We start from the raw sequence: 16,161 nt of genomic DNA, 5'->3' as shown, positions 1-16,161 counted from the left end.
ACTATGACGTCTCAGAAGCCGATCCCGGTCAGGTCCCTGAGGCGCGCACCGTCCCGAGCGTAGAGCGCGCGGAGATAGCTGACGTCGGCGGGCTCCAGGCCTTCCATGTCCTGGCCGACGTGGACGGCGCGGGGCTCGGTGCGCGGCGGCGGTGGAACGCCCAGGAAGGCGCAGATGGACGCGAGAGCGGTGTTGGGATCAATCCGCAGGTCGTCTGCCTTGAGGAACAGGACCTGCTCGCGCGGGAAGTGCTCGAACAGCCGCGCGACCTGCTCGCCGTAGAAGCCGCGTTCGACGTAGGAGAACTCCCGGTGATGTCCCCAGGGCTCACTCTCGAACAGCCGCTGTCGGCCCTGACGGATGCACCAGCCGAAAGGCTCGCGCTCGGGTCCGCGAGAGGTCTCCATCCGCCAGTGCGACCAGGCGCGTTCCACCGGATCGCGCAGCATGACGATCAGCCGCATGACCGGATTATAGGCGGCGATGCGCTCCAGGGCGTTCGGCCAATAGAGGTAGATCGGCGTCGCTTCGCCGACCACCGCGCCCTCCGCGGACGAAAACTGCGCCTCGTAGGCGCGGTAGTCGGGCCGGACCCAGTCGACGCTCTCATCGTCGAAGAAGTGGACCTCCTTGACGGTCGACAGCGCAAGGCCGGGCACATCGCCCAGGTGGTCGAACAGGGCCGTGGTGCCGGCCTTCTGAACGCCCGGGATGATGAAGTCGACGCGCGGCATGGTTCCTCTTCAGCTCACCCGGGACGCGAGGAGGCGGAGCTGCGACCTACGCTTGGCGTGGATACGACTTCATGCGCGCGACGACACGCGATATTAGGGGGAGGACCGCGCCGCGCTGGGCCATGAAAGCCCAGGCGGCGCCATTCTAGAACGGGTTTCAGAGCCTTGACCGTGATCTTCGACCGCGCCGCGTCCGCCGGCCATGCCTCCGCGAGCGCCCGATGAAAGTTGTCATCCTGGCCGGCGGGCTCGGCACCCGCATCTCCGAGGAGAGCCACCTCAAGCCCAAGCCGATGATCGAGGTCGGCGGGCGGCCGATCCTCTGGCACATCATGAAGCTGTTCTCCCACTACGGGTTCAACGAGTTCATCATCTGCCTTGGCTACAAGGGCTACGTGATCAAGGAGTACTTCTCCAACTACGTGCTCCACAACGCCGACTTCACCGTCGACCTGGCCAGCGGGTCGATGGAATACCACGCCACCAACCATGAGCCGTGGAAGGTCACCCTGGTGGAGACCGGGCCCGACACCATGACCGGCGGCCGGTTGAAGCGGGTGGCCAAGTACCTGACGCCGGGTGAGCCGTTCTTCTTCACCTATGGCGACGGCGTGGCCGACGTGGACCTCGCGGCCCTGGCCGCCTTCCACACGTCGCACGGCAAGCAGTCGACGGTGACGGCGGTGTCGCCGCCGGGCCGCTACGGCGCCCTGGACATCGTCAATGGCGCGGTGGAGCGCTTCATCGAGAAGCCGCCCGGCGACAATGGCCTGATCAATGGCGGCTTCTTCGTCCTGCAGCCCGAGGTGGTCGGCCGGATAGCGGGTGACGAGATCCCGTTTGAGTCCGCGCCGCTGGAGGGCCTGGCCGCCGACGGCGAGCTGATGGCCTGGCGCCACGAGGGCTTCTGGGCGGCCATGGACACCCTGCGCGACAAGAACCAGCTTGAGGCCCTGTGGGCGTCGGGCAATGCGCCGTGGCACGTCTGGAAATGAGCCGGCCCGATCCCGCCTTCTGGTCGGGCAAGCGCGTCCTGCTGACCGGCCACACCGGTTTCAAAGGCTCGTGGGCGGCGATCTGGCTGTGCGCGATGGGCACCAAGGTCACCGGCCTGTCGCTCGATCCCGACCAGACCCCGGCCCTGTTCGAGCAGGCGGGCGTCGGGGGCCTGATCGATTCGCGCATCGCAGACCTGCGCGATCCGGGGGCGGTGGAGGCGGCGCTCAAGGGCGCCGAGTTCGACCTGGTGCTGCACATGGCGGCTCAGCCGATCGTGCGGGCCTCCATCGAGGACCCGATCGCCACCTTCTCCTCCAACATCCTGGGCACGGCCCACCTGCTGCAGACCCTGCGCAAGCAGCCCGCGCTGAAGGCGGTCCTGGTGATCACGTCGGACAAGGTCTACGCCAATGCCGAGACGGGCCGGGCCTTCACCGAGACTGATGCTCTGGGCGGCAAGGACCCCTATTCGGCGTCAAAGGCGGCGGCCGAGATCGTCACCCAGAGCTTCGCCCGTAGCTTCTTCGACAAGGCCCAAGTGCCGGTGGCCACCGCGCGCGGCGGCAACGTCATCGGCGGCGGCGACTATTCCCGCGACCGCATCGTCGCCGACATCGTCCGCGCCGGTCAGGCGCAAGGGGTGACGGTCCTCCGGCACCCGGAAGCCACACGCCCCTGGCAGCACGTGCTGGACTGCGTGGCGGGCTACCTTGTCTATCTTGAGCGACTGGCCACCAATCCGGCGACGCCACGGGCGATGAACTTCGGGCCGCGTCCGGGTGGGCCCGAAGTCACCGTGGGCGAGCTGGCCACCTCGGCGGTCAAGGCGCTGGGCGCCAAGCCCTGGCGCCACGAACCCGACCCCAATTCCCTGGAAGCCCAGTCGCTTGGCATCGACGCCAGCCAGGCCAAGCGGCTTCTCGACTTCGAGAGCCAGCTGGACGCGCCCGTCGCCGTCGAGTGGACCATGGACTGGTATCGCCTGCAGGCCGACGGCGGCGATGCCCTCACCCTGTGCCGGGACCAGATCTCGCGTTACGAAGGCCTTTGATGACTGTCCCCACCTGCCGCTTCTGCCGCGCGCCTCTCACCCAGGACTTCGTGGACCTGGGCTTGCAGCCGCTCGCCAACAGCTACCTGACCCAGGCCCAGCTCGACGCGGGGGCGGAGAAATCCTACCCCCTGCACACCCGGGTCTGTGGGAACTGCTTCCTGGTTCAGGCCGATGATCCCGTCGCGGCTGACGCTATATTTGACGACGGATACGCCTATTTCTCAGCCTATTCAGAAAGTTGGGTGGCTCACGCCAAGCGCTATGCAGAGGCCATGGCCAAGCGGTTCAGCCTGGGTCCGCAGTCCCTGGTGATCGAGGTGGCCTCCAACGACGGCTACCTGCTGCAGCATTTCAAGGCGATGGGGGTCCCGGTCTTAGGGATCGAGCCCACCGCCAACACCGCCGAGGTCGCGGTGAAGGAACGAGGCATCCCCACCGAGGTCTCGTTCTTCAACGACGCCACCGGCCGTGACCTGAAGGCCCGCGGGATCGCCGCCGACCTGATGGCGGGCAACAACGTCCTGGCCCACGTGCCGGACATCGGCGACTTCGTGGCGGGTTTCCAGCACGTGCTGACGCCGGACGGCGTGCTGACCTTCGAGTTCCCGCACCTGCTGAACCTGATCGAGCTGGTGCAGTTCGACACCATCTATCACGAGCACTACTCCTACCTGTCGCTGCTGGCGGTGGAGCGGGTGCTGCGGGCCAATGGCCTGCGACCCTTCGATGTCGAGCTGCTGCCGACCCACGGCGGGTCCCTGCGACTGTTCTGCGCGCACGAGGCGTCGAGCCACCAGGAGACCCAGGCGCTGAAGGACCTGCGGGCCCGCGAACAGGCCGCCGACCTCGACAAGCTGTCGGGCTATGACGGTTTCACCGCCAGGGTGGAGGCGGTGCGCGCCGACTTCCTGGCCTTCCTCGCTAAGGCAAAAGCCGAGGGCAAGACGGTGGCGGCCTATGGCGCTGCGGCCAAGGGCAACACCTTCCTGAACTATGCGGGCGTGGGGACGGGCGACATCGTCGCGGTGTTCGACGCCAATCCGCACAAGCAGGACCACTACATGCCGGGTAGCCACATCCCGATCCATGCCCCGGCCAAGGTCGACGAGATCAAGCCGGACTACCTGCTGATCCTGCCCTGGAACCTGAAGGACGAGATCATGGGCCAGCTGGCCCACATAAAGGATTGGGGCGGCCGCTTCGTCACCGCCTCGCCGGAGACGAAGGTTATCAGCTGATGCGGTTCGTGGGCACGGCCATCGACGGCGTAACGGTCGTCGAGCTCGATCCGTCTACTGACGAGCGCGGGTCTTTCGCCCGGCTGCACTGCCCCGACGAGTTCGCCGCGGCCGGCCATCCCTTCGTTCCGGCCCAGACCAGCCTGTCGCGCAACACTGCGGCTCGCACTCTGCGCGGCATGCACTACGAGGCGTCGCCACGGGCCGAGGTTAAGCTCGTGCGGGTGACGCGCGGCGCGATCTTCGATGTGGCTGTCGACCTGCGGCCCAGCAGCCCGACCTATCTGCAATGGACGGGGGCGGAGCTCTCGGCCGAGAACGGCCGGGCCCTGCTGATCGGGGCCGGCATGGCCCACGGCTTCATCACGCTCGAGCCTGACACCGACGTCCTCTACCAGATCGACCAGATGTTCGAGGCCGGTCATGGCCGGGGCGTACGCTGGAACGACCCGGCCTTCGGCATCGTCTGGCCCGCGCAGCCCACCGTGATCTCCGAGCGGGACGCGACCTATCCGGACCACGGAGCCTGAGATGGCCAGGGTCCTGCTGACCGGCGCGACCTCCTTCACCGGTGTCTGGATCGCCCGGGCTCTGGCCGACGCCGGGCACGAGGTGATCGCGCCGCTGAAGCGCGTCGAGTCCGACTATGAGGGCCTGCGCCGCGACCGCATGGACCGGCTGAAGTCCGTGGCGCGGGTGGCCTTCGACGCTCCCTTCGGATCCCCGGCCTTCCTGGACCTGCTGAAGACCGCCCGCCCGGACGTCTTCGCCCACCACGCCGCCGATATCCCCGGCTATCGCAACGCCGACTACGACGTAGCCGCCGGCGTGACCCGCAATCTGACCGGGGCCGGGGTAGTGTTCGAAGCCGCCGCGACCGCTGGCGTGCACGGCGTGATCGCCACCGGCACGGGGTTCGAAGACGCGGCGGAGGGTGGCCTGGCGGTCTCGCCCTATGGCCTGTCGAAGAAGCTCACCAATGACGGCTTCCGGCACCTGGCGCTGTGGCGGGGTCTGGCCTTCGGGCGGTTCATGATCAACGGTCCGTTCGGACCTCTGGAGGAGGGGCGGCTGGTCTGGTCGCTGTTCCAGGCCTGGTTCGCGGGCAAGGCCGGCGTGGTGCGGACCCCAGCCTATGTGCGCGACAACATCCCCGTGCTGCTGCTGGGCCGCGCCTATGCCGGGCTGGTGGCCGAGATGCTGGCTGATCCCAAGCTGGACAGGGTCTGTCGTCCGGCGGGCTATGTCAGCACGCAGGGCGAGTTCGCCCAGAGGGTGGCGCGGGAGGCCTCGGCCCGCCTGGGGCGCGACTGCCCGCTGGACTGTCTGGAACAGACGGCCTTCCCAGAGCCGCGGGTGGTGGCCAATGACGAGCCGACCCTCGACACCCCATGGAACGAGGCCGGCTTCTGGGACGCCTATGTCGACTACTACCGCGAGGTGGAGCGGCGCGGCCTACTGGGCGGGGCCGCCTAAGCCTTCTCTTTGACGGCCTTTTCCACCAGGCCGAAGAAGTCGTGGGCGAACTGGGTGGTCTGACCGATGGGGCTGGCGCGCATGCGTTCCCGCAGGCCGGCCCGCAGCTCGACGATGCGGTCAGGATCGGTCCCTAGCTTCACCGCCGCGGCGATGTAGCCCTCGGTGTCGCGGGCGCAAAGTTCCGGCAGGCCGCCGTTCATGAGGCTGGAATAGCTGAGCCGCTCGAACAGGGTCTCGCCCACCAGGGTGATGACAGGCACACCCATCCACAGGCTCTCGCAGGTGGTGGTGCCGCCGGTCTGGGGGAAGCTGTCCAGGGAGATATCCATCTCGTTGTAGAAAGGCAGGTGGGCGCCGCGCACGGCCTCGAAGCGCAGACGATCGGCGCTGACGCCTTCCTCGGCGAAGATCGCTGCGAGATTGTTGCGGAAACTCTCCGAGCCGCCCTCGGGCCGTACGAACATGAACTGCGAATTGGGGACCTGGGCGACCACCTTGGCCCAGGTGCGGACCATGTCGCGGCTGTACTTGTACGGATTGTTGGCGGTCCCGAAGGTGACGTAGCCGTTGCGGGCCACCGGCGCCGGGTTCTGCACGGCGACCCGCTCGTTGAAGGCGCCGGCCGACAGGGCGAACCAGCCGTGCGGCAGGACCAGCGGCTTCTCGATCAGCAGGCCCTCACGCTCGGGCAGCATGAAGGGATCGACGATCAGGTAGTCGATGGCCTTCAGGCCCGCGGAATGGGGATAGCCCAGCCAACTCGCCTGGATCGGGGCGGGCTTGTAGGCCATGACCGTGATCTTGTTCATGTGGGTCGAGCCGCCCAGCTCGATCAGCATGTCCAGCTGGTCGTTGGCGATCACCTGGGCGGCGTCGCGATCGTTGATCTCCGGGTTCCAGCGGAAGCCCTCGACCATGCCGGCGATACGCTTCTGCGTCGGGTCCTCCTGGCCGGTGTAGTAGGAGTAGCAATAGACCTCGAACTTATCCCGGTCGTAGTGCTCGAACAGCGGCAGGGAGAAATAGGCCACCGGGTGCGCCCGCAGGTCGGAGGACATGAAACCCACACGGATCTTGCCGTTGGGCGCGCGTGGCGCGGTATAGGTCAGCGGGCGGCGGGCCACCACGGCCTCCATGAGTTCGCCCCAGATCCGGTGCTGGTGGACCAACTCGTCGCGGTCCTGCGAGGTGCGGACGCGGGCCAGGTGGGAGAGCAGGGCGGTGTGGCGGCCGTTGGAGGCCCAGAGCCGTCCCAGGTGCTCGAAGTCCCCCAAGGCGTCGGCGGCGTCATAGTCGGCCACCCGGACGAAGATGTCGCTGGCCACCTTCACCGGCCCCGCGCCCCCGCCGACCTTGTCCACGACGGGCTTCAGCAGCTGATAGGCGCGCTCGAGATTGGCCGCCTCGTCGCCGACCCGGGTGCGCGAATAGCTCTCGGCCAGGGCCAGCTGGAATTCGGCGTTGTCAGGGGCCAGTTCATGGGCCCGCTCGAAGTGGACATTGGCCTTGGCGCGATCAAAGTCTGAAAGCGTCAGGCCGAGCTGGTAATGCACCCAGGCCTGCTCGCCGAGCTCGGTCAGCAGGCTTTCGAAATAGAGCTCCGCCTCCTTGTTACGCCCAGCCCGGCGCAGCATGACGCCCTTGGATTCGCGAATCTTGTGGTTGTCGGGCAGGGCCGCGGCGGCGCGCTCAATGATGGGCAGGGTCTCGATCGCACCTTTGGTGTCGGCGGCCAGAGAGCTGAGGTCCAGCCAGGCGTCGACATAGTCGGCCTTCAGCTTCACCGCGAGATTGAAGCGCATCTCGGCCTTGTCGAGATCGCCGGCGTACCAGTAGGCGCGGCCCAGGGAGCGCTGGTGCTCGGCGTTGGCGGGCGCCTGACGGATGATCTTGGTGAAGATGTCGATGGCGGCGGGGTTCTTCAGGTCGTTGAAGATGTTGCCGCGGTTGATCTGCGGCGTCAGGCTCTTGGGGTTGATCTTGATGGCCCGCTCCAGGGCCTTCAGGCCGTCGGCGTGACGGCCCAGCCGGCGCAGGGTGACGCCCAGGATGTTCCACAGGTCCATGTCGCGGGGATAGCGGTCGGTGGCCAGTTGCGCCCAGTGCTCGGCCTGCTCGTACATCTGGTGGCGGATCAGCATGGCGGTGAAGTTCTGATAGACGCGGGCCGGCGCGTCGGGATCGCGGGTCAATTCCTCGGCGGTGAGGCGAATGCCCTCGTCCCGATTCCCCGCCTTGAGGGCGGCCTCGGCGGGGGCAAACCGTTCCATCGACATCGCGGCGTCCTGTCACGCGTGAGGGCTCGGGGGTCCGAGGCGCCTTCGGCCGCGATTGGGGGTTGGTCATGTGCGGGCTAGGGCCCGCGGCTGGCCGGCAATCTAGAGCGCGGCGGTGGCGGCGCCAACCGGCGTGGCCGTCAGCCGCGGTTTTCGCCGAAGCGCCACTTCAGGGCCAGGATCGCCCCCGAGAGCGCCAGGCAGACGGTGTTTGAGGCCGCCACCGGCCAGCTGCCGATCAAGACGCCGTAGGCGATCCACAGCATGAAGCCGGTCACCGTCACCACGTACATGCGCAGGGAGACCGAGCTCGCGTCCCGCTCGCGCCAGATCTTGACGATCTGCGGTGTGAAACTGGCCATGGAGCAGAGGGCGGCCAACGTGCCCACGATGTCGGTGGCGGAGAGATTGGTCATGGCGCGGGCCCCCTTCGACGCCAGAGAACGGATGCCCAAGGCCCCGGTTGCCAAGCGCCCACAAGAAAGGGCGCGGGAGGGGAGTCCCGCGCCCTGGAGCCTCACGCCGGGAAGGGGATCAGCGCGGCTTGTAGATCTTGTCGAACACACCGCCGTCGGCGAAGTGGACGGCCTGGGCCTTCTTCCAGCCACCAAAGGTGTCGTCGATGGTGGACAAGGGGATCTTCGGGAAGTTGGCCGCGTACTTGGCCGCCGCCGCCGGGTTGCGCGGGCGGTAGAAGTTCTTGCCGATGATATCCTGCGCCAGCGGGCTGTAGAGGAAGTTCAGATAGCCCTCGGCGACGGTGCGGGTCTTCTTGCGGTCCACCACCTTGTCGACGATGGCCACGGGCGGCTCGGCCAGGATCGAGCTGGACGGATAGACGATGTCGAACTTGTCGCCGAATTCCTCGCCGGCCAGATGGGCCTCATTCTCCCATGACAGCAGCACGTTGCCCAGGCCGCGCTGGGCGAAGGTCACGGTGGAGCCGCGGGCCCCGGTGTCGAGCACCGGCACGTTGCGGTAGATCCGCTCGACGAAGGCCTGGGCCTTTGCGGGCGTGCCGCCTGGCGCGCGCAGGGCCGCGGCCCAGGCGGCCAGATAGGCCCAGCGGGCCCCGCCCGAGGTCTTGGGGTTCGGGGTGATGACCTCGATGCCCGGCTTCACCAGGTCGGTCCAGTCGCGGATCTTCCAGGGGTTACCCTTGCGGACCAGGAAGACGATCGTCGAATAGTAGGGGGTAGAGTTGTTGGGCAGGCGCGATTGCCAATTGGCCGGCAGCAGTTTTGCTCTGGCCGCGATCTCGTCGATGTCGGAGGCGAGCGCCAGGGTGACGACATCGGCCTGCAGGCCGTCGATCACGGAGCGGCCCTGCTTGCCCGAGCCGCCGTGGCTCTGGTTGATAACGAGGTCCTGGCCGGTCTTGTCCTTCCAGTACTTGGCGTAGGCGGCGTTGATCTGCTTGTAGAGCTCGCGGGTCGGGTCATAGCTGACGTTCAGCAGGGTGATCGGCTTGGCGCTGGCCGCGAGCGCCGGGCCGGCCAGTAGGGACGGGGCGGCCGCGGCGGCCGCGACCCCTGCGCCGGTGGCCAGCACGCCACGGCGGGACGGGGTCTTAAAGTGGTCGCTCATGGATCGAAATCCTTGTTCTGAGGCTCGGGTTCGAAGGGCTAGAAGGCGATCTGGGACCGCAGATTGAGGGCGCGGTAGTCCTGGCCAATGGCCGCCCCGGTGGTGTTCTTCCGGTCCACGCTGACGTCGTAATAGTCGAGCATGAACTTGACGGCGGGGTTGGGGAACCAGTTGACGCCCAGGGTCCAGATGTCCTGCTGGCCACCCCGAACGCGGTCGGCGGCGATGAGGCTGTCCTCCGCGTAGTTCAGATCGATGGTGGAATAACGCGCGGCGAGCTCCCAGGCGCCCCACTGACCGTTCGAAGGGTCGAAGGGCTTGTCGACGCCGGGCGCGTCGAAGGCCGCGGCGCCGATGTTGTACTTGCGGCGTTCGCCGGTCAGCACCCAGCTGCCTTCGACGTACCAGCCGTTGAAGCTGGGGTCGGAGGCGCCGACCGCCGGATTGCGGCGATCCAGCGAGATGTCGAAATACTCGCCCTGGATCAGCAGGTTCTGCTTCTGGGCCGCGAGTTCCAGGCCATAGGCCTGGGCGCCCTTGGCGTCGATCTGGCCGGTGTCTACGAGCCGCGTGCCGTCGACCCGCAGCTCGGGCCGTTCGCGCAGCTGCAGGGCGTAGCGTGTCCCGGCGCTGGCGCCCAGGTCGGTGGGCTGGGCCACGATGCTGGCGTTGGCGCCGACATGGACCAGCCAGTCGAAGCCGTGGAGCGGCATGCCGGCGACGCGCAGGGCGTAGCCCTGTTGCTCGTCGAAGATCGGGGCGTTGAAAGCCGTGGCGCCGGAGTTCAGGCTCTGGACCAGGGGGCCGGTGGCGATGGCCGAGGCGAACCAGTGGTCGCCATTGCCGATGACTCCGCCGCCGATGCGGGTGTCGGCGCCGGCCAGGCCACGGGCGATATCAGCCACGGCCGGACGTTCGGGGAAGAGCGACCCGTTGACGGAGGCCGCGTCTTCGAGGCCCAGCGGCGGGGCGAAGGCGCCGATCCGGAAGCGCAGGGGCTTCAGGCCGGAATACTGCAGCCACAGCTCCTGGACGCGGCCGGCGTCCTCGGCGCCGGAGCCGCCGAATTCGAAGAGGATGTTGTAGTCGAAGTTGCCGAACACCTTGCCGTCGACGCCGATGCGGGCGCGGCGGAAGTTGGCCCCGCCCGACAGGTCGCGGGCGGTGACGGCGGCCGGCAGACGGTCGTCCTGGTCGTACTTGGCTGTGTCCAGCTGCATCACCCCGTGCAGGGTGGCGGAAAACGTGCCGTCCGGGGTGGCGATGGTCGGCTTGCCATTAGCGATAGTGGCTGAGGTCGTTGTGGCGTCGCTGCGAAGGGCCGAGATGCTGGCGCTGGTGGACACCTTCAGGTCGGCGATCTGCGCCTGGAGGAGGGCGAGCTGTTCCTCGAGCGCGGCGATCTTGGCGTCGGTGACCGGATCGGCGGCGGCCAGGCCGGGCCACGCCAGGACGAGACCGGTCACCCCCCCAAGTAGTTTTGATTTCCAAGCCATAAGACGCTAGCCCCTCGTGTCGGAGTTTCTAAACCCCAGGCCGTAAAGACCCGAGAAAACCCATCGGACAAATAGAGATTGATTTGAAGCCGCCGCAGATTTCCTGACAGGACGCCGCCGCTTGGGCGGACGTCACGTCAGTGTCATAAGTCTCGGGCCTGCTCAAACTTTGCAGCTTCGGAGATTCGCCTTGTCGCAAACGCCGCCGCGCGGATGGCACCGGCTCTCGGGCCCGGCGCTGATCACGGGCGGTCTCGGCGTCCTGGCGGTTCTGGCGCTTGCGCCTCAGACGCCTGGGGCTGTCTGGATGGCCGGGGTCCTGGCGATCTTGGTTCTGGCCGTCGCTTGGCGCGCTGCAAGGCTCACTGAGGCGGAGGGACAGGCTCCACTGGCGCCGACCCGGCCGCGGCACGAAAACGCCCCGCCCTATGTCAGCATCATCAACGCGCTGCCCGACCCGGTCCTGGTGATCGCCGCCCATGAACCCGATGACCTCACAGGTCGACGTTTCGTCATGGTTAACGACGCTGCGCGCGATCTGTTGCGAATTCAATTCGATGCAGGCCTGCTGGTCACCGCGATCCGCGACCCGCAGGTGCTGGAAGCCGTCGACGAGGCCCTGTTCGGTGGGATGGACAGCCAGGCGGTCTATGAGATGGGCGGCGCCCAGGCGCGCGTCCTGAAGGCTTTCGCCAAGCCGCTGGGTGAGGCGCCGGACGGCTCGCGCCTGGCCCTGCTCGTGCTGCGCGACGAGACCGATATCCGCCGCGCCGAGCGGACCCGCGCCGACTTCCTGGCCAACGCGAGCCATGAATTGCGCACGCCGCTGGCCTCCCTCAGCGGCTTCATCGAGACCCTGCGCGGCCACGCCCGCACCGACGAGGGCGCGCGAGAGAAGTTCCTGACGATCATGTCCACCCAGGCCGAGCGCATGGCCCGGCTGATCGACGACCTGCTGTCGCTGTCGCGCATCGAACTCAACGAGCACATCGCTCCGCAGGGTGAGACCGATCTCGCCCTGGCGGTAATGGATGTCGTCGACGCCCTGGGGCCGTTGGCCCGCGAGCGCGGCGTGACGCTCACGCCCTGCATGCCGGCGCGTGGTGAGGCGGTGGTGTCGGGCGACCGCGACCAGATCGTCCAGGTGGTCCAGAACCTGGTGGACAACGCCCTGAAGTATTCGCCCCGCGATGGGTCGGTGGCGATCGCCCTGGTGAGCGGTCTAACCGCTGAGGCCGCCGCGGCGCCGCTACGGCCGCGATCGGCGCGGCTATCCCTGCTCACCCCCGACCACGGCCCCGACCTCTACGCCGCCCTGCGGGTCACCGATTCCGGCGTGGGCCTGAAGCGCGAGCACCTGCCCAGGCTGACGGAGCGGTTCTATCGGGTCGAGGGCCAGAAGAGTGGCGAGCGGTCCGGCACCGGACTTGGCCTGGCCATCGTCAAGCACATCATGAACCGCCACCGTGGCGGCCTGGTGGTGGAAAGCGTCGAGGGCGAGGGCGCGACCTTCAGCGCCTATTTTCCGCTCGTCCCGGGCTCCTTGGCGATGCCCGAAGCACCGGCCCCCGCCGCTGTTACAAAACCGTCGTAGAAGTGTCGTAAGCCGACTGCATTGCGCAGGCAGGTTCCGCGCGGCGTGAACCGACCCTCGCTCACGCACCTTATCTGGCTCGGGAGCCCCGATGCTCACCTGGATCGCCCTGCTGGCGCTCTTCCTGTTTTCCGGCGCGACCTATGCCTTTGGGCGCCGCAAGGCCCAGGCCCTGGCCGCGACGGGTAAGGCCGGCGCGTTACACTCCTTGCCGGGCTACCACGGCAGCTATGTCGCCCTCTGGGCCGGCCTGCCGGCGGCCCTGATCGTGCTGGCCGCCGCCATGTTCGGGGCCCGCCTGGAAGTCGCCGTGCTGCGCGCCGAATCTCCGGCCGCCGTCTCAGCCCTGACGCCCCAAGGCCAGGATGTGTTCTTCGACGACGCGCGGGCCATGGCCCACGGCGCCCAGGCCAGCGAGACCGTCTATGACGGCGACCTGAAGAGCGCCCTCGAGGCCAAGGCCGCCCAGGCCAAGTTCCTGGAACAGCTCATCCAGTACGGCGCGCTCGCCGCGGGGGTCGTGGTGGGACTGGCCGGCCTGGCGATCGCCTATCCTCGCATCAGCCCCAGCTTCCGGGCCCGCAACCGGGTGGAGGGCTGGATCGCGGTCCTGTTTATCGCCTGCGCGGTCGTCGCCATCCTGACCACAGTCGGCATCGTCGCCTCCCTGGTCTGGGAAAGCTGGCGGTTCTTCCAATCCGTCGCGCCGCTGGACTTCCTGTTCGGAACCGACTGGGATCCGCAGATCGCCATGCGCAGCGACCAATACGCCTCAAAGGGCGCGTTCGGTGCTGTGCCGCTGTTTGCCGGCACCTTCCTGATCATGCTGATCGCCATGATGGTGGCCGCGCCTATCGGCCTCTATTCGGCGATCTATCTCTCGGAATACGCCAAGCCCCTGACGCGGGCGGTGGTCAAGCCGCTGCTGGAGATCCTGGCCGGCGTACCGACCGTGGTCTACGGTTTCTTCGCCGCCCTGACTGTGGGGCCGATCTTCCGCGAGGCCTTCAACGGCCTGGGCCGCCTGCTGATCGGCGGTCCCCTGGACAGCCTGGGCCTCTATCTCAGCCAGGTGCAGAACCAGATGGCCCTGGTGGCCGGCGCGGTGATGGGGATCATGCTGATCCCCTTCGTCTCCTCGCTCTCCGACGACATCATGAACGCCGTGCCCCAGTCGCTGCGGGACGGCAGCCTGGCCATGGGCGCCACGCGCTCGGAGACGGTGAAGCTGGTGGTGCTGCCCGCCGCCCTGCCGGGGATCATGGCCGCCCTGCTGCTGGCTGTGTCGCGGGCCATCGGCGAGACCATGATCGTCACCATGGCCGCCGGGCTTCAGGCCAAGACAACCCTCAATCCCCTGGACACGGTGACGACGGTGACGGTGCAGATCGTCACCCTGTTGACCGGCGACCAGGAATTCGACAGCCCCAAGACGCTCTCCGCCTTCGGTCTGGGGCTCACCCTCTTCGTGGTCACCTTCATCCTCAACGTGATCGCCCTGCGCATCGTCCAGAAATACCGGGAACAGTATGACTGACGCCGCCCTCCCCACGGACAAGGCCGCCTTCCGCCTCGGGCTGGAGACGCGTCTGAAGAAGCGCTACGCCCAGGAGCGCCGGTTTCGCCTCTACGGCCAGCTGGCGATCGTCTTCGCCCTCGGCTTCCTGGCGCTGCTGGTGGGCCGGATCGGCCTGCAGGGCTACTCGACCTTCATCGACTACGAGGTCACCCAGACCATCTATGTCGACCCCGCCAAGGTCGACGCGGCTGATATCGGCGGCGCCAATTTCGACCTGCTGGTGGCCGACCAGATGCTGGCCAAGCTGGGCGAGAAGGACGACGAGTTCGGCGAGGCCTCGGGCAAGATGATGGACATCATCTCCAACGATTTCGGCTTCCAGCTGCTCAAGATGATCAAGGCCGACCCCTCGTTGATCGGCAAGCGGGTCACCCTGACCGGCCCGGTCAAGGCCGACGCCGCCCTCTACTACAAGGGCGAGCTGAAGCGCTCGACGCCGCAGGACGAACGCAAGCTCGACGACCGGCAACTGGCCTGGCTCGACAAGATGCAGGCCTCAGGCGCGGTCACCAAGGGCTTCAACCTGGGCTTCCTCACCAAGTCCGACTCCACCGAGCCGGAGCAGGCGGGCGTGCTCGGCGCCGTGGTCGGCTCGGCCATGATGCTGCTGGTGACGGCCGTCCTGGCCGTGCCCATCGGGGTGCTGGCGGCGACCTATCTTGAGGAGTTCGCGCCCAAGACCCGCTGGACAGACCTGATCGAGGTCAACATCAACAATCTCGCCGCCGTCCCCTCTATTGTCTACGGCCTGCTGGGCTTGGCGGTGTTCATCAACTGGCTGCACGTGCCGCGGTCCTCACCCCTGGTGGGGGGGCTGGTCCTGGCCCTGATGGCCCTGCCCACCGTGATCATCGCCACCCGCTCGGCGCTGAAGGCGGTGCCGCCCTCGATCCGGGAAGCCGCGCTGGGCGTCGGCGCCTCGCGCACCCAGACGGTGTTCCACCATGTTCTGCCGCTGGCCATGCCGGGCGTCATGACCGGGGCCATCCTGTCGCTCGCCCATGCGCTGGGCGAGACCGCGCCCCTGCTGATGATCGGCATGATCTCCTTCGTCCCCGGCGTACCCGAGGGCTTCACCGGGGCCGCCACCGTCCTGCCGGTCCAAGTCTTCATCTGGGAAAACGCCTCGGAGCGCGCCTTCCATGAACGTACGGCGGCGGCGATCCTGGTCCTCCTCGCCTTCATGATCGTCATGAACCTGGCCGCGATCCTGCTTCGCCGCCGCTTCGAACGCCGGTGGTAGTCCAATGACCCCGCGTCAAACCTCAAGGTCCCCCATGCTCAGCCAGCGCGACGACAGCCAGGCCAAAGGCTCCGCCCCCGTCCACGTCGCCGTGGAACGGGCCAGCTCCGGCGCGCCCCAGGGCGGGATCAAGATCCGCGCCCGCGACGTCAATGTCTTCTATGGCGACAAGCAGGCCCTGTTTGACGTCTCCCTGGACGTGCCGGAGAAGTCCGTCACCGCCCTGATCGGGCCTTCCGGCTGCGGCAAGTCTACCTTCCTGCGCTGCATCAACCGGATGAACGACACCATCCCCGGCGCCACGGTGCGCGGCCGGATCGAACTGGATGGCGAGGACGTCAACGACAAGTCCATCGACCCGGTGATCCTGCGCGCCCGGGTTGGTATGGTGTTCCAGAAGCCCAACCCCTTCCCCAAGACCATCTTCGAGAACGTCGCCTATGGCGCGCGCATCCACGGGCTGACCAGCAGCAAGGCCGAGCTGGAGGCCCTGGTGGAATCCTCGCTGAAGCGCGCGGGCCTATGGGGCGAGGTGGCCGACCGACTGAATCAGCCGGGCACCAGCCTCTCCGGCGGCCAGCAACAGCGCCTGGTGATCGCACGCGCCATCGCCGTCAGCCCCGAAGTCATCCTGATGGACGAGCCTTGCTCGGCCCTGGACCCGATCGCCACGGCGCGGATCGAGGAACTGATCGACGATCTGCGCAACCAGTACTGCATCGTCATCGTCACCCACTCCATGGCCCAGGCCGCGCGGGTGTCACAGAAGACCGCCTTCTTCCACCTGGGCAAGCTGGTGGAGGCCGGTCCCACCGGCGAAATCTTCACCAACCCGCGGGACAGCCGCACCCAGGACTACATCACCGGCCGGTTCGGCTAGGG

14 protein-coding genes are annotated in these 16,161 nt (G+C 67.5%); 9 read left to right on the top strand and 5 right to left on the bottom strand.

Features of this window, described 5'->3' with window-relative positions; translation table 11 throughout:
• Window positions 1–11: 11 nt before the first annotated feature.
• Entirely contained in the window at window positions 12–734 is a 723-nt protein-coding gene (locus tag JKL49_RS17785) for a sulfotransferase domain-containing protein (protein ID WP_215342273.1), read from the bottom strand.
• Window positions 735–955: 221 nt separating this feature from the next.
• On the opposite strand from JKL49_RS17785, the gene rfbF reads away from it, so the two are divergent.
• From rfbF to JKL49_RS17760, 5 genes are read left to right on the top strand one after another with little or no spacing between them, the layout of a single operon-like run.
• The gene (rfbF, locus tag JKL49_RS17780; protein WP_215342271.1) at window positions 956–1,729 is read left to right on the top strand and encodes a glucose-1-phosphate cytidylyltransferase; all 774 of its coding nucleotides are present in this window, start codon (window positions 956–958) and stop codon (window positions 1,727–1,729) included.
• Entirely contained in the window at window positions 1,711–2,784 is a 1,074-nt protein-coding gene (gene rfbG / locus JKL49_RS17775; protein WP_347340405.1) for a CDP-glucose 4,6-dehydratase, read from the top strand. The genes rfbF and rfbG overlap by 19 nt, the downstream gene beginning before the upstream one ends.
• Window positions 2,784–4,025 carry a class I SAM-dependent methyltransferase gene (locus tag JKL49_RS17770; RefSeq protein WP_215342269.1) on the top strand — a complete coding sequence of 414 codons (1,242 nt, stop codon included), beginning with the start codon at window positions 2,784–2,786 and terminating at the stop codon, window positions 4,023–4,025. The genes rfbG and JKL49_RS17770 overlap by 1 nt, the downstream gene beginning before the upstream one ends.
• Entirely contained in the window at window positions 4,025–4,555 is a 531-nt protein-coding gene (locus JKL49_RS17765) for a dTDP-4-dehydrorhamnose 3,5-epimerase family protein (protein ID WP_215342267.1), read from the top strand. The genes JKL49_RS17770 and JKL49_RS17765 overlap by 1 nt, the downstream gene beginning before the upstream one ends.
• Window position 4,556: 1 nt before the next feature.
• Entirely contained in the window at window positions 4,557–5,501 is a 945-nt protein-coding gene (locus JKL49_RS17760) for an NAD-dependent epimerase/dehydratase family protein (protein ID WP_215342266.1), read from the top strand.
• On the opposite strand, the gene JKL49_RS17755 is transcribed toward JKL49_RS17760, so the two are convergent.
• From JKL49_RS17755 to JKL49_RS17740, 4 genes are all read right to left on the bottom strand, one after another.
• Window positions 5,498–7,774, bottom strand: a complete 2,277-nt coding sequence (locus JKL49_RS17755; RefSeq protein ID WP_215342264.1) for an O-linked N-acetylglucosamine transferase, SPINDLY family protein — start codon at window positions 7,772–7,774, stop codon at window positions 5,498–5,500. The genes JKL49_RS17760 and JKL49_RS17755 overlap by 4 nt on opposite strands.
• Before the next feature lie 146 nt (window positions 7,775–7,920).
• On the bottom strand, window positions 7,921–8,196 hold the full coding sequence (locus JKL49_RS17750) for a SemiSWEET family sugar transporter (RefSeq protein WP_215342262.1): 276 nt from the start codon (window positions 8,194–8,196) through the stop codon (window positions 7,921–7,923).
• A 118-nt stretch (window positions 8,197–8,314) separates the two neighbouring features.
• A complete protein-coding gene (locus tag JKL49_RS17745) occupies window positions 8,315–9,367 on the bottom strand; it encodes a sulfate ABC transporter substrate-binding protein (RefSeq protein WP_215342260.1) in 1,053 nt (350 codons plus the stop codon).
• A 38-nt stretch (window positions 9,368–9,405) separates the two neighbouring features.
• A complete protein-coding gene (locus JKL49_RS17740) occupies window positions 9,406–10,833 on the bottom strand; it encodes an OprO/OprP family phosphate-selective porin (protein WP_347340404.1) in 1,428 nt (475 codons plus the stop codon).
• 220 nt (window positions 10,834–11,053) lie between these two features.
• Between JKL49_RS17740 and JKL49_RS17735 the strand changes: the two genes are divergently transcribed.
• From JKL49_RS17735 to pstB, 4 genes are all read left to right on the top strand, one after another.
• Complete coding sequence (locus tag JKL49_RS17735; RefSeq protein ID WP_249778109.1) at window positions 11,054–12,457, top strand: sensor histidine kinase; 1,404 nt, start codon at window positions 11,054–11,056, stop codon at window positions 12,455–12,457.
• Window positions 12,458–12,548: 91 nt separating this feature from the next.
• Window positions 12,549–13,994 carry a phosphate ABC transporter permease subunit PstC gene (gene pstC, locus JKL49_RS17730; RefSeq protein WP_215342256.1) on the top strand — a complete coding sequence of 482 codons (1,446 nt, stop codon included), beginning with the start codon at window positions 12,549–12,551 and terminating at the stop codon, window positions 13,992–13,994.
• On the top strand, window positions 13,987–15,279 hold the full coding sequence (gene pstA, locus JKL49_RS17725; RefSeq protein ID WP_215342254.1) for a phosphate ABC transporter permease PstA: 1,293 nt from the start codon (window positions 13,987–13,989) through the stop codon (window positions 15,277–15,279). The genes pstC and pstA overlap by 8 nt, the downstream gene beginning before the upstream one ends.
• Window positions 15,280–15,313: 34 nt before the next feature.
• Complete coding sequence (pstB, locus tag JKL49_RS17720) at window positions 15,314–16,159, top strand: phosphate ABC transporter ATP-binding protein PstB (RefSeq protein WP_215342252.1); 846 nt, start codon at window positions 15,314–15,316, stop codon at window positions 16,157–16,159.
• Window positions 16,160–16,161: the final 2 nt, after the last annotated feature.

Source organism: Phenylobacterium glaciei, from assembly GCF_016772415.1.
In the GTDB taxonomy this organism is placed as follows: Bacteria; Pseudomonadota; Alphaproteobacteria; order Caulobacterales; family Caulobacteraceae; genus Phenylobacterium; species Phenylobacterium glaciei.
Note: the sequence above shows the minus strand (reverse complement) of the source record. Positions and strands in the feature narration are given on the sequence as shown.

Coding starts and splice junctions, on each gene's coding strand:
- JKL49_RS17785 (WP_215342273.1), bottom strand. CDS start 734: ATGCCGCGCGTCGACTTCATCATCCCGGGCGTTCAGAAGGCCGGCACC.
- rfbF (WP_215342271.1), top strand. CDS start 956: ATGAAAGTTGTCATCCTGGCCGGCGGGCTCGGCACCCGCATCTCCGAG.
- JKL49_RS17770 (WP_215342269.1), top strand. CDS start 2,784: ATGACTGTCCCCACCTGCCGCTTCTGCCGCGCGCCTCTCACCCAGGAC.
- JKL49_RS17765 (WP_215342267.1), top strand. CDS start 4,025: ATGCGGTTCGTGGGCACGGCCATCGACGGCGTAACGGTCGTCGAGCTC.
- JKL49_RS17760 (WP_215342266.1), top strand. CDS start 4,557: ATGGCCAGGGTCCTGCTGACCGGCGCGACCTCCTTCACCGGTGTCTGG.
- JKL49_RS17755 (WP_215342264.1), bottom strand. CDS start 7,774: ATGGAACGGTTTGCCCCCGCCGAGGCCGCCCTCAAGGCGGGGAATCGG.
- JKL49_RS17750 (WP_215342262.1), bottom strand. CDS start 8,196: ATGACCAATCTCTCCGCCACCGACATCGTGGGCACGTTGGCCGCCCTC.
- JKL49_RS17745 (WP_215342260.1), bottom strand. CDS start 9,367: ATGAGCGACCACTTTAAGACCCCGTCCCGCCGTGGCGTGCTGGCCACC.
- pstC (WP_215342256.1), top strand. CDS start 12,549: ATGCTCACCTGGATCGCCCTGCTGGCGCTCTTCCTGTTTTCCGGCGCG.
- pstA (WP_215342254.1), top strand. CDS start 13,987: ATGACTGACGCCGCCCTCCCCACGGACAAGGCCGCCTTCCGCCTCGGG.
- pstB (WP_215342252.1), top strand. CDS start 15,314: ATGCTCAGCCAGCGCGACGACAGCCAGGCCAAAGGCTCCGCCCCCGTC.